9 protein-coding genes, 1 tRNA gene and 1 pseudogene are annotated in these 12,559 nt (G+C 75.2%); 5 read left to right on the top strand and 6 right to left on the bottom strand.

Annotated features, from left to right (window positions below; all coding sequences use genetic code 11):
* Positions 1–22: 22 nt before the first annotated feature.
* On the top strand, positions 23–1,837 hold the full coding sequence (locus AAG589_RS12535; protein WP_430567579.1) for a dolichyl-phosphate-mannose--protein mannosyltransferase: 1,815 nt from the start codon (positions 23–25) through the stop codon (positions 1,835–1,837).
* 105 nt (positions 1,838–1,942) lie between these two features.
* Here AAG589_RS12535 and AAG589_RS12530 read toward each other — a convergent pair whose 3' ends face one another.
* Together AAG589_RS12530 and AAG589_RS12525 are read right to left on the bottom strand one after the other, a co-directional pair.
* Positions 1,943–3,457, bottom strand: a complete 1,515-nt coding sequence (locus AAG589_RS12530; RefSeq protein ID WP_430567578.1) for a family 20 glycosylhydrolase — start codon at positions 3,455–3,457, stop codon at positions 1,943–1,945.
* 74 nt (positions 3,458–3,531) lie between these two features.
* Positions 3,532–5,205 carry a hypothetical protein gene (locus AAG589_RS12525; protein ID WP_430567577.1) on the bottom strand — a complete coding sequence of 558 codons (1,674 nt, stop codon included), beginning with the start codon at positions 5,203–5,205 and terminating at the stop codon, positions 3,532–3,534.
* Positions 5,206–5,294: 89 nt separating this feature from the next.
* Between AAG589_RS12525 and AAG589_RS12520 the strand changes: the two genes are divergently transcribed.
* Both AAG589_RS12520 and AAG589_RS12515 read left to right on the top strand, forming a co-directional pair.
* Positions 5,295–5,837, top strand: coding sequence for a sugar O-acetyltransferase (locus AAG589_RS12520; RefSeq protein ID WP_430567576.1), 543 nt, complete (start codon positions 5,295–5,297; stop codon positions 5,835–5,837).
* Positions 5,838–5,902: 65 nt separating this feature from the next.
* Positions 5,903–6,544, top strand: a complete 642-nt coding sequence (locus AAG589_RS12515; protein ID WP_430567575.1) for a hypothetical protein — start codon at positions 5,903–5,905, stop codon at positions 6,542–6,544.
* 63 nt (positions 6,545–6,607) lie between these two features.
* Here AAG589_RS12515 and AAG589_RS12510 read toward each other — a convergent pair.
* The 3 genes from AAG589_RS12510 to AAG589_RS12500 form a co-directional block, all read right to left on the bottom strand.
* Positions 6,608–6,680: transfer RNA gene (locus AAG589_RS12510), tRNA-Ala, on the bottom strand.
* 50 nt (positions 6,681–6,730) lie between these two features.
* Positions 6,731–8,047 (bottom strand): hypothetical protein, encoded by a 1,317-nt coding sequence (locus tag AAG589_RS12505; RefSeq protein WP_430567574.1) that lies wholly within the window; start codon positions 8,045–8,047, stop codon positions 6,731–6,733.
* Positions 8,048–8,119: 72 nt separating this feature from the next.
* Positions 8,120–8,761: a GNAT family N-acetyltransferase gene (locus tag AAG589_RS12500; protein WP_430567573.1), complete on the bottom strand. Its 642-nt coding sequence runs from the start codon at positions 8,759–8,761 to the stop codon at positions 8,120–8,122.
* Between the two features lie 112 nt (positions 8,762–8,873).
* On the opposite strand from AAG589_RS12500, the gene AAG589_RS12495 reads away from it, so the two are divergent.
* On the top strand, positions 8,874–9,536 hold the full coding sequence (locus AAG589_RS12495; protein ID WP_430567572.1) for a 5-formyltetrahydrofolate cyclo-ligase: 663 nt from the start codon (positions 8,874–8,876) through the stop codon (positions 9,534–9,536).
* Between the two features lie 47 nt (positions 9,537–9,583).
* Here AAG589_RS12495 and AAG589_RS12490 read toward each other — a convergent pair whose 3' ends face one another.
* The gene (locus tag AAG589_RS12490) at positions 9,584–12,316 is read right to left on the bottom strand and encodes a penicillin acylase family protein (protein ID WP_446719734.1); all 2,733 of its coding nucleotides are present in this window, start codon (positions 12,314–12,316) and stop codon (positions 9,584–9,586) included.
* Here AAG589_RS12490 and AAG589_RS12485 point away from each other — a divergent pair.
* Positions 12,232–12,558, top strand: a pseudogene (locus AAG589_RS12485) (FmdB family zinc ribbon protein); the annotation flags it as partial. The gene AAG589_RS12490 and the pseudogene AAG589_RS12485 overlap by 85 nt on opposite strands.
* Position 12,559 lies beyond the last annotated feature (1 nt).

Raw genomic sequence — 12,559 nt, 5'->3', positions numbered from 1 at the left:
GCACGGCACCTACGATGACCCGGTGACCGCCCCCGACGCCGACGCCACCACCACCGGCGATCCCGCGCCCGCGGGCACGTCGCCGAGCCGCGCGCGCCACCGCGCGGCCGACGCCCCGGACGGGCCGCCCGAGACCGACGGCGCACCGGGTCTCGCGCCGCAGGAGCAGGGCCCACCCCCGCCGGCGTTCCCCGGCAGCCCGACGCCCGCCCTCCCGCCGACGCCCCCGGACGGCGACGGCCGCACCACGCAGGCGAAGCTGCTCGAGCGGCTGCTCGGGGCGCGGCGCATGCGGCTCGACCTGCGCCGCCGGGACCGGTTCTGGGGCTGGCTCGGCACGGTCGTCGTCACGCTGCTCGCCGCGGCGGCCCGGCTGTGGCAGCTCGGCCAGCCGCACAAGCTCGTCTTCGACGAGACCTACTACGTCAAGGACGCGTTCACGCTCGGGCGCCTCGGCTTCGAGGCGCAGTGGCCCGACGAGCCGAACCCGGCGTTCGAGGCCGGCGACGTCCTCACCTACCTCGACAAGGCCGCGTACGTCGTCCACCCGCCGATCGGCAAGTGGATGATCTGGCTCGGCATGGAGGCGGGCGGGGGCGCGACCAGCTCGTTCGCGTGGCGGCTGTCCAGCGCGATCATCGGGATCCTCGCCGTGTTCCTGCTGGTGCGGATCGCGCGGCGGCTGTTCGCGTCGTCGACGATGGGGATCGTCGCGGGCCTGCTGCTCGCCGTCGACGGCGAGGCGATCGTGCACTCGCGCACGGCCCTGCTGGACCAGTTCCTCATGTTCTGGGTGCTCGTCGCCTTCGGCTGCCTGGTCATGGACCGCGAGCAGGCACGCCGCCGGCTGGCGGGCCGGGTCGCGGAGATCCTCGACGCCGGCGGCACGGTGGCGCGCTACGGCCCGCGGCTCGGCTTCCGCTGGTGGCGGCTCGCCGCGGGCGTCAGCCTGGGCCTCGCCTGCGGCACCAAGTGGTCGGGGCTGTGGTTCGTCGCCGTCTTCGGCATCCTCACCGTGCTGTGGGACCTCGCGGCCCGGCGCGCCGCCGGCGTCGGCCGCTGGTGGGAGGACTCGCTCGTCGTCGACGCCGTGCCTGCGTTCCTCACGATCGTGCCCACCGCGGTCGTCGTCTACCTCGCCTCCTGGTGGTCGTGGTTCGCGAACCAGGGCGCGTACCTGCGGCAGTGGGCGGCCGACCACCCCGGCGAGGGCGTCACCTGGCTGCCCGACCCGCTGCGCAGCCTGGTCCACTACCACCAGCAGATGTGGGAGTTCCACACCGGGCTCTCCTCCGACCACCCGTACGCGTCCCACCCGCTGGGTTGGATCGTGCAGTGGCGGCCCACGTCGTTCTTCTGGGAGAAGGAGGCGCCCGGCCAGGGCACCTGCCCCGCCGACGCCGCGGACGCGTGCGCCCGCGCCGTCACGTCGCTCGGCAACCCGCTGCTGTGGCTGCTCGGGGCGCTCGCCATCGTCGCGACGATCTGGCTCGGGGTCCGCCTGCGCGACTGGCGCGCCCTCGCCGTCCTGAGCGGCACCGCCGCCGGGTGGCTGCCGTGGTTCGCCTACGCGCCGCCGTTCAGCGACCGGACGATCTTCACGTTCTACACGATCGTGTTCACGCCGTTCGTGGTGCTCACGCTCGTCTATCCGATGGTCGTGGCGCTCGAACGCACGGAGGGACGACGGCGCGAGCGCGGCCTCGTCGTCGCGACGATCGTCGCCGTCCTCGTGGTGATCCTCGCCGTGTCGGCGATCTTCTACCCGCTGTGGACGGGCATGCAGGTGCCGTACTCGTACTGGCAGAACGTCATGCGGCTGGAGTCCTGGATCTAGGCTCCCTCGCTGGTTGAGCCTGTCGAAACCCGGCCACCCGCTGGTTGAGCTTGTCGAAACCTCGGAACAGGGTCTCGACAGGCTCGACCAGCGGGTTCGGCGGTCCTACCAGTCGACCTGCGGGGTCTGGTGGAAGGCCCAGCCGCCGGCGCGCCAGGCGGGCGCCTGCGCGGCGGTGCGGGCGCGGAAGGCCTCCCAGTCCTTGCGCTCGGGCGCGGTCCAGGCGACCTCGGCGACGGCGCCGAGGCGCGGCAGCAGCATGGAGAACAGCTCGTCGCGGGTGGTGAGGGTCTCGGTCCAGACGGCGGCCTCGACGCCCTCGACGGCGTCGGCGGGGAGGCCGTCGATGACGGCGGTGGGCTCCCAGTCGTAGGAGTCGCGCAGCTCGACGTACCCCGCCCAGTGCAGGCCGAGGTCGTGCTCGGGGGTGTACTTCATGTCGAGGTAGGCGTGGTTGCCGGGCGACATGATGAACCGCGCGCCGGCGCGCGCCGCCGCGACGAAGCGCGCGAACTCCTCGCCCTTGGGCTCCCAGTACTGCAGCAGGGTGCCGGGCTCGACGGGGCCGCGGGCGCCCTCCTGCCAGAAGATCGGCGTCTTGCCGTGCTCGCGCACGATCCTGGCGGCGAGCTCGACGAACTTCGCGAACTCCTCCACCTCCATCGTGTGCACCTCGTCGCCGCCGACGTGCACCCACTCGCCCTGCGTCATGCTCGCGACGTCGCCGATGACGTCGCGCAGGAACGGCTCGGTGGCCGGGTTGTCGAACCAGAGGCGCGAGAACCCGACCTCGATGCCCTCGTACGGCTCGGTGGGCAGGCCGTCCTTGGTCAGCGCCCCGTAGACCTGCGTGGCGGCGTTGATGTGCCCCGGCATGTCGAACTCGGGCACGATCGTCACGAACCGCGCCGCCGCGTACTCCTGCAGCTCACGGAAGTCGTCCACCGTGAGGAACCCGGCCGTGCCGCCGCCCACCTGGCTGTCGGACGCCTTCTCCAGCTCCGGGCGCGACGGCGTCTCGATCCGCCAGCCCTGGTCGTCGGTGAGGTGCAGGTGCAGCACCCGCAGCTTGAACGCGCCGACCAGGTCGACGACGGCGCGGATGTCCTCGGGCCCGAACCAGTGCCGCACGACGTCGAACGACAGGCCGCGCCACCGGTACCGGGGCGCGTCGTGCACGACGACGGCGGGCACCTCGCGCACGCCCTCCGCCGCGCCGGCCGCAGGGACGAGCTGGCGCAGCGTGCGCACGGCGTGCAGCAGGCCGACGGGCTCGGGGGCGGTGGCCTCGACGCCCGCCGCGGTGACGCGCAAGGTGTACCGCTCGGGCTCGGCGGAGCCCCCCGGGCCGGCGGCGGCGTCGAGCCGCAGCACGACCGGCGTGGCGCCGTCCTCCTCCGCGGCCCCCGCCTCGACGACGCGCACCCCCGCCGCCTCGAGCTGCTCGGCCGCGACGGCGGCGAGGGCGTCGTCGGGCGCCACGAGGCGGGCGGCGCGCAGGGCGAGCGGGGCGGCGTCCTGCCCGTCCACGACGGTGGGCAACGGGATGAGGGACAGCACGATGATCGGTCTCCAGGGGCGCGGGTCGACGGCGCCCGGTCGGCGCCGACGGAGGATCAACACGTTACGTTAGCGATCCTGCCGAATAGGCCGAACCCCTGTCAACGACGCCGCCCGCCGGCCCGCGCGGCCCGTCAGGAGGCCGCGATCAGCACGGGCGCAGGGTCGGTGGGCACGACCGACGCGGCCGCCCCGGACGCCGGCCCCGACCACCCGAGGTGCACGCCGTCGGGCAGATCGGCGCTCACCTGGTTCCAGACCCACTCCCCGGTCGTCGCGCCGCCGGTCAGGTCGGCGAGGACCAGCGTCTCCACCTGGGGCACCGACCGCAGCCGGGCCCGGTCGGGCACCGACTCCGGCCGCGTCTGGTGCACGACGAGCAGGCTCGGCGGGAGCCCCTCGCGCGACACCAGGTCGGCCAGGTAGGCGCTCACCTCGTCGAGCTCGGCGGCCGACATCTGGTGCGACGTCGTGCGGGCGCCGTCCCCCACCCGCGACTCGGGATGCAGGGCGACGCCCACGCCGGGCGTGCGCAGCAGCGGCTCGGCCGCGCGCACCTGCTCGACCACGGGCGCCGGGCCCGCGCCGACGTCGAGCAGCACGTACACCCCGGCGTCCCGCGCCGCGGCGACGAGCGGGCGCAGCGCGTCCACGTCCTCCTGCGTCACCCAGTCGCCGTCCTCGCCCGGGCCTCCCGAGGTGGCGCTCACCGGCAGCACCAGCGTCGGCACGACGGGCCCGGCATCGTCGTCGGCATCCGGGCTCGCCTCGTCGTCGGACGGCGTGTACGCGGCGGCGGCCGCCTCGGCCCGCGCGACGGCGGCGGCCGGGTCGTCCCAGACGCTCGCGCCGACCGCGACGTACCGCGCGGGCAGCAGGTGCTGGGACCCGGTGGGCAGCAGCGCCGCGCGCTCGGCCGCGGCCACCCGCCACGCGAAGGTGCCGGCGTCGCCGAACGACCGCCCCACGCCCACGACCGTGAGCGCCTGTGCCCGGTCCACCGTCTCCACCACGTGCCGGGACCCCAGGTCGCCGTCCGGCACCTCGGTCGTCACGGCCCCGGCGGCGCGCAGCGACGCGATCGCCGCCTCCTGGCCGTCCTGCGGGTCGACGAGCGCGAGCACCTCGCGCAGCAGCCGCGGCTCGCCACCGGCCGCGCCCGAGCCGGAGGGGGACGCGCCCGGGCCGTCGCCGAGCAGGTCGTCGAGCCGGGATCCCAGGTCCTCCAGGTCGTCGTCCTCGAGGGTCGGGCCCGCGCCGTCGCCGTCGTCCCCGCCGACGACGTCGGGGGTGAGCTCGAGCGTCTGGACGCCCGCCGCGTCCGCGACCCGGCGCGAGGCGTCCCCCGGGGCGGCGTCGGTGTCCTCGCCGCCCGGGGTCGCGGCGTCGTCCTCGGCGTCGGCGCGCTGCTCGTCGCCGGTGACGACGACCGCCACGCGCGCCCCGAGCCGCCCCAGCTCCTCCGCGACGCCCGTCCCGCTGCCGTCGGTGTCGACCAGCAGCGCCGGGGCGTGCACGGCGACCGCCGTCGCGGCCAGGGCGTCGCGCGCGGCCGCGTCGTCGGTGTCCGCGAGCACCACGACCTCCGAGCGCGCGTACACGGTCTGGCTCGTCGTGAGGGCCAGCTCGGCCGGGTCCGCGGCGTCGAGGAGCACCGTGTGCGTCGCCAGGTCCCGCACCGCGACGGCCGGTGCGCCCGTCGACGGGCTCGACGACTCGCCGGGCGGCGACGTCGCGCAGCCGGTGAGGGCGAGCGCACCGGTCAGGACGACGGCGGGCAGGACGAATCGGACGTTCCGGAGGGGCACGCCCCTCATCTTGGCGCATCCGCGGCGGGCCGGTCGACGCCGTTCGCCACGCTCGCGTGGACCCGTCGCGACGGGTGCAGGATCGGGGGATGCCGAGCGACCTCCTGATGCGCATCCACGGGCCCGAGTTCCGGGCCATGTCCGAGCGGGTGCTGCGCGCCACCGAGCTCACCTCCCGCCTCAACGTGCTGCCGTTCGACGACGCGACGGGCAGGGCGGACCTGTTCGAGCAGATCCTCGGCCGTCCTCTGCCCGCGACGGCGACGATCTACCCGCCCTTCTTCACCGACCACGGGCTGCGCCTGGACCTCGCCGACCGGGTGTTCGTCAACCAGAACTGCACGTTCCTCGACTACGCCGGGATCCGGCTGGCCGAGCGGGTCATGGTGGCGCCGCGGGTCACCTTCGTCACCGTGGGCCACCCGGTGGACACCGACGACCGCAAGGTCTGGCTGACGGGTGGGCCCATCGACGTCGGCGAGAACGTGTGGATCGGCGCGGGGGCGACCATCCTGCCCGGCGTGAGCATCGGCCGGGACTCGGTGATCGCCGCCGGGTCCGTCGTCGCCGACGACGTGCCGCCACGCACCCTCGTGGCCGGCGGCAAGGCGACCGTGCGCCGCACCTGGTGAGCAGGCGCGGGTGAAATGCGGCCCGCCGGTGGAGAGCCGCCCGCGCCCGCTCCTACGCTGCTGAGGTGTCCGAGGCGGTGCGCGACGACCCCAGCACCTCGAGCCGCCGCCTCCGCCGCGAGGCGTGGGGCTTCGCCGTCGGGTCGCTGTGCTTCCTCGTCGGCGCCCTGCCGCCCTACGCCGACGCCGTGGGGGCGGTCGGGGCGGGCGTCACGTTCGTCGTCGGGTCGGTCTTCTTCACCGCCGCCGCCGTCGTCCAGCTGGGCCTCAGCGGCCGCCGGCCGCCCCGCTCCGGCACGCACCCCGCCGACCGGTGGGACTGGTGGGCCGCGGCGGTCCAGCTGGCGGGCACGGTGTGCTTCAACGTGAGCACCACGGCCGCCCTGGTCGCCTCGGTCGCCGACCCCGCGCGGCTCGGCGCGGGCTGGCGGCCCGACGCGTACGGCTCGGTGGCCTTCCTCGTCTCGTCCACGTTCGCGGTCGTCGCGACCCGCGACCGCGGCCATCTGTGGGACCGGGACGCGCGGACCTGGCACGGCACGTGGCTCAACGCGATCGGGTCGGTGGCGTTCGCCGCGTCGGCCGTGGGGGCGTACGTCGAGCCGTCCACCGGCACCTACCTCAGCGCGTGGTGGGACCAGGCCGGCACCCTGCTCGGGGCCGTCTGCTTCCTCGTGGCCGCGCTGCTCTCGCGCCGCGCGGCCTGACCGCGAGGAGGTCCGGGAACGACGACGGCCGCCGCACGAGGTGCGGCGGCCGTCGGCCTTCGGTGGAGCTAGGGGGATTCGAACCCCCGACCTTCTCATTGCGAACGAGACGCGCTACCAACTGCGCCATAGCCCCGAGAGCGGTGCCAACATTAGCACCCCGTCACGGCCGGTCGCCAAATCGGCTCAGCCGGCCGCACGACGCCGGGCGAGGATCTCGTCCAGCGGCAGGCCGAGCGTCTCGGTGCGCGGCCGGGGCTCGTCGCCCGCCGTCAGGTCCGCCGTGCCGTCGGCGGCCGACGACGCCGCGCCCAGCGTGCCGGGGGCGCGCTCGGCGGCCGGGGCCCCGGCGGGGGTCGCGGTCGGGCCGAGCGTCGCGCGCATGGTCGCGGCCAGCGCCGCGCCGCGGTCGGCGTCGCCCGCCGGCAGCGCACGGCCGGCGCCCGACGCCGGGAGCGGCCTCGGCTCGCGCCGCGGCGCCGCGGGCTTCGTGACGTACGTGGGCAGGGGCACGGGGACCGGCTCCCAGGGTTCGCTGCCGACGGGCGGCGGGCCGGCGGGGGCGGGCTCCCCCGGGTCCACGACGACGACGGGCTCGGGCTCCGTCGTCGGCTCGTCGGCGCGGACGTCGAAGACGAGGCGCTCGGACGACGCGGGGCTCCGGCGGGCCGGGGCCGGCTCGGGCTCCGCGCTCTCCTCGCCGCGGGCGTCGTCGGCGGGCACGGTCGCCCGAGAGCTCGGGGCCGGCTCCGGGCTCCGCGTCGTCCGTGCGGACGTGCGGGCCGCGGGCTGGGCCCCGGCCTGCGACACGCGCGGGATCATCTGGGTGTGGGCGGCCGACGGGCGCACCGCGTGGCCGGTCACCCGGGGGCGGTTGCGGGGCGCGTGCGGCCCGCCGTTCGCGAGGGCCCGCGCCTCGGTCGCCTGCCGCTGCGCGGCCTTGCGCTCCGCGACCCAGCGCGCGTCGGCGCGACGTGCCTGCAGCACCGCGACCCGGCCCAGCACCAGCACGACGAGCAGCAGCGCGGACGGCACGGCCCCGGCGTACCAGCCCACGAGGCCGAGGCCGACCACCACCCAGCCGCCCACCGTGAGGAGCAGCAGCAGGACGGTCAGCAGGAGCCGACGACGCGCCCGGGCGGCGCGCTGCTCGAGCAGGGCGAGGCGGGACTCACGGGGGCGTTCGGCCTGCTCCGTGGCGCGCGGGGCCGCCAGGGCGCGCGACACTCCCCTGTCGTCGTCCAGACCCATCGGTCGCTCCCCTCGTCCGCCCTCGGACGGCGTGCCGGGCACCAGCAGCGGCGCCGCGCCGCCGGTCGGGGTCGTCACCCCGCGCGTGCCGCCCGCGCCCGCCACCGCCAGCACCCGGAGCCCGCCGGAGAACCTGTCGTCCACCCGCGCGTCCAGCAGCTGCTGACGGTGCCGCAGCCGGTGCGGCACCCAGAAGCCCAGCCACAGGACGAACAGCGCGAGCACCGCGAGTCCTGCCGCCGACGTTTCCACACACGCGACGGTAGGGGACGCGACGACGCCGCGGACGCACGCCGCCGCGGCGTGTCCGTGGTCGGGACCCTGTCAGCCGCCGTCGCGCACCTGCTGCCAGCGGGCCAGCAGCCCCTCCGGCACGTCCTCGGTGGTGAGGGCGAAGGTGCGGTGGTCGCGCCACCGGCCCTGGATGTGCAGGTAGCGCTCGCGCACGCCCTCGTCCCGGAAGCCGAGCTTCTCCACCACCCGCAGGCTCGGCGCGTTCTCGGGACGGATGTTGATCTCGATGCGGTGCAGCCCGAGCACCGCGAGGCAGTAGTCGCCCGCCATGGCGACCGCCGTCGGGATGACGCCCCGGCCCGCGACCCCCTGCGACACCCAGTACCCGATGCTCGCGGAGCAGAGCGAGCCGTAGACGATCTGGGAGACGGTCAGCTGCCCGACCAGCGCGCCGTCGAGCTCGACGGCGAACGGCAGCGTCGTGCCGGCGCGCGCCTGCGCGGACAGGGCGCGCAGGTAGTCGCCGAACGTCGAGGCGGCGGGCCGCTCCCCCGGCGAGGTCGCCTCCCACGGCTCGAGCCAGCTCGCGTTCACGGACCGGAGGCGCAGCCACTCGGGGCCGTCCTTGCGCCGCAGCGGGCGCAGCACGACCGTCCCGGAGGGCGCGTCCTCGCGCAGCGTCACCGGCCACGGCCGGGACACGGCCCATCCCCGGGCGTGCTTGTGCGTCATGCCACCTCGTTCCGTCCCGACGCTGCCGCCCCCGCCCGCTGGCCGGAGCCGTTCTCGGCGTCACCGGCGCGCGCCGGGAACTCCCCGCACGGGACCCTGCCACAATGGCCCCATGCACGGCGACCGCAAGGGATCGAGAGCACACCAGCCGTACCCCGTCGTCGCCGGGATGGAGCCCGCGGACGCCAAGGAGGAGCTCCGTCGGGCCATCCGCGCCCACCGCGCCGAGCGCTCCCCGCGCCTGCGGGACCAGGCCGCGCACGCGTTCGCCGAGGTCCTGGCCACCGTGCCCGCCGTCCGCGACGCCGGCGTCGTCGCGACCTACGTCTCCCGCCCCACCGAACCGGGCACCCACGTGCTCCTGGAGCAGCTCGCCGCGCGCGGCGCCCGCGTGCTGCTGCCCGTGCTCGGCGCAGGGCTGGCCCGCGACTGGGCCGAGTACGCCGGGCCCGACGACCTGCTGGAGCGCGCCCCGGGCCGGCCGCCCGAGCCGAGCGGACCGACGCTCGGCGCCGAGGCGATCACCCAGGCCGACGTCGTCGTCGCCCCCGCGCTCGCCGTCGACGACCGCGGGGTGCGCCTCGGCCAGGGCGGCGGCTGGTACGACCGGCTGCTGAAGATCCGTCGCCCGGGCGTGCCCGTCGTCGCGCTCGTCTATCCCGAAGAGCTCTACGACTCGGCCACCCATCCCCTGCCCGCCGAGGAGCACGACGTGCCCGTGCACGCCGTCGTCACCCCCGACGGCTGGCGGGACCTGTCGCCAGCCGTTGGTTGAGCCTGTCGAAACCCGGTCACCGGATTTCGACAGGCTCAATCACCGACTCAGGGGACGAGCGTGGTGCGCGTCTTCGCGGCGGACTCGACGGCCTCGCGGCTGAACGGCCACGCGAACGTCCTTCCGGCGGCCCACTCGTCGAGCTGGTCGTCGTAGTGCTTCGACGCCGGGTGCCCGGAGACCCCGGTCACCGTCACCCACGTCGAGGCGTCCAGGTCGGCCATGTCCACCACCATGCGCATGGACGGGCCCGTCGTCACGGCGAAGCTTCCGGTGCCGGCGTCCCACCCCGTCGCGTTGACGATGGACGACCCGCCGGGCATCTTCACCGGATCCGGGTTGACGAGGTCACGCACCAGCCCGGGCACGCTCGAGCCGCCGAGCACCGGGTGCTCGAGCCGCAGCGTGTGCAGCGTGCCCCAGTCCCAGTCCGACGGTTCCTTGGACAGCTCGACCGTGAGGTCGCGACGCGCGCTGGTCAGCGCGCGCGTGAGGATCTCGTCGCGCGACTCGACCACGTTCGCCGTCGTGCGGTCGTCCCAGAACGTGTCCTCGGAGCGGTCGAGCATCGACTTCACCACCAGCAGCCACTGCGACCCGCCGTCGGGCCGCATGCTGGGCGGCAGGTCGTCCCAGAACGCCTCCTGCAGGAGGTTGCGCCACACGGCCGCGAAGTAGGCGGCCGCCGGGGAGTCGGCGTCCATCCGGTAGTCCCAGTCCGCGAGCAGCTCCTGCCCGGCCGCGACGTACGAGTCGTCGAGGTCGATGTCGAGCAGCGTGGGCACCAGGGCCTCCGCGAACGCCGACCAGTCGTCGTTCTGGATGCGGTTCATGTCCTCGGCGGTGAACGGCCGGCCCGCCGCGATCTGCTCGGACAGCAGGGTGCGGATCCGCTCCGAGCGGTAGCCGTAGTCCCAGTCGTCCGCGAGGTACGGGCTGGACCCGTCGCGCAGCACGGCCTGGTTCGCGGCGACGATGAAGCCCTCCCGCGGGTCCAGGGAGCGCGGCATGTCCTCGGCCGGCACCCAGCCCTGCCAGTCGTAGCGCGGGTCCCAGCCCGGGCGCGGCCAGGTGCCGTCGGACGGCACGGGGCCCTTCACCTTGGCGCGCGTCGGGATGCGGCCCGGCGCCTGGTAGCCGATGTGCCCGTCCGTCGTCGCGAAGACGATGCTCTGCGCCGGCACCTCGAACAGCTCCGCCGCGGCGCGCACGTCGTCGGCGTCCTGCGCCGTGTCGAACGCGAAGACGGCGTCGGCGGTGCGGCCGGGCTGCAGCGCCGTCCACTCCAGCGCGACGGCGTACTCGCCGAACTCCGTGCCCTCCGCGGTGGGAGAGCCCACGACGTCCCCGACGTCGAGCACGTCCGAGACGATCGGGCCGTGCGCGGTGCTGCGGACCGTGAGGTCGACGGGCGTGCCGCCCGCGACGCGGATCGTCTCCTTGCGCGTGTCGAGCTGCTCCCACTGCTCCGCGCCGGCGTCCTTCAGCCACGTGTCGCCGCGCACGCGCTCGATGAAGAAGTCGGTGACGTCGGCGCCCATGTTGGTCAGGCCCCACGCCAGGTCGCCGTTGTGCCCGATGACGACGCCGGGGAAGCCCGCGAAGGAGAAGCCGGCGACGTCGAACGGGCACTCGGCGCTCACCTCGTTGCAGTGCAGACCCACCTGGGCCCAGATGCCGGGGGCGGACAGCGCGAGGTGCGGGTCGTTCGCGAGCATCGGCTTGCCCGACTCCGTGTGGTCACCCGACACGACCCACGAGTTGGAGCCCGCCGCGTCGCCGCGACCCACGAGCACCGGCACCGCGTCCAGCGCGCTGCGGGCGGAGTCGACGGCGGCGCCCAGCGCCTCGGAGGCCGCGGCCCGGCCGGTCGTGCGGCCCGTGAGCGCCGACGTCAGCTCGGCGTCGGTCGCGGTGCCGGTCCCAGAGTCGTCCGTCGACGCCTCGTCGCCCGAGGTCTTCGCGGGGCGCTCGTTGGCCAGGTCGCGGCTCCGCAGCACGGGCTGGTTGCCGCTCTCGCCGTACGCCGGGAAGAGCTCGTCGACCAGGTCCGTCTCCCCGAGGGTGCTGTACGCCAGCGCACGGTCGAGCTCGCTGTCGTAGTTGCCGCGCAGGTCCCAGGCCATGGCCTTGAGCCAGGCGAGCGAGTCGACGGGGTCCCAGGGTTCCGGCTCGGCGACGTCCACGCTCGCGCCGAGCACGGTGTACTCGACGCCGAGCTCCTCCGGGTCGCGGCTCTCGAGGTAGGCGTTGACCCCCTGCGCGTAGGCCTGCAGGTAGGCCCGCGAGTCGTCCGAGATGAGGTTCCACTCCTGCTCGGCCACGCGTCGCCACCCGAAGGTGCGGGTCACCTTGTCCGCCTCGATCGCCGACGGCACGTCGCCGACGAGCTCCGCGAGGCGCCCCGACGTCACGTGACGGCGATAGTCCATCTCGAAGAAGCGGTCCTGGGCCTGCAGGTAGCCCTGCGCCCGGAACAGGTCCTCCGGCGTGTCCGCGTAGACCTGCGGCACGTCCTGGGCGTCGCGGCGCACGTCGACGGCGGCGCTGAGTCCCGGCAGCTGCTGCGAGCCCTTGTGGTCCGGCAGCGGGCGGCGCAGCGTGACGACCGTGAAGACCGTGGTGGCCACGAGGGCCAGCACCACGACGACGGCGACGCCGACGACGGCGCTGCGGAGCCGCGACCGCCGACGGGGTGTCTCCTCGGTCTCCGTCACGTCCGGGCGGGGCTCCGGGTCGGACGGGTTTCCGGGTTCTGCAGGGGTGGCGGTCGCTGACACGCAGGCGAGACTACCGTCCGGCGTATGATTGGCACTCGCATCACCCGAGTGCCAGCACCGCCGGTCGCGGCGGGTGCCGGCGTCCGCCCCGAGGAGATCACGTGCCCACCTACGCGTACCGGTGTGCCGACTGCGGCCACGCCTTCGACGTCCACCAGTCGTTCACCGACGAGTCGCTGACCGTCTGCCCCGAGTGCGGCGGCACGCTGCGCAAGCAGTACGGCTCCGTGGGTGTGACGTTCA

The sequence above is a fragment of the Isoptericola sp. F-RaC21 genome (genome assembly GCF_038593535.1).
Lineage (GTDB): Bacteria > Actinomycetota > Actinomycetes > Actinomycetales > Cellulomonadaceae > Isoptericola.
This window is presented reverse-complemented; position numbering and strand designations above follow the sequence as displayed.

Bases quoted from the DNA above. Each gene is read 5' to 3' on its own strand.
- AAG589_RS12520 (WP_430567576.1), top strand. From the start codon at position 5,295: ATGCCGAGCGACCTCCTGATGCGCATCCACGGGCCCGAGTTCCGGGCC.
- AAG589_RS12500 (WP_430567573.1), bottom strand. From the start codon at position 8,761: ATGACGCACAAGCACGCCCGGGGATGGGCCGTGTCCCGGCCGTGGCCG.
- AAG589_RS12495 (WP_430567572.1), top strand. From the start codon at position 8,874: ATGCACGGCGACCGCAAGGGATCGAGAGCACACCAGCCGTACCCCGTC.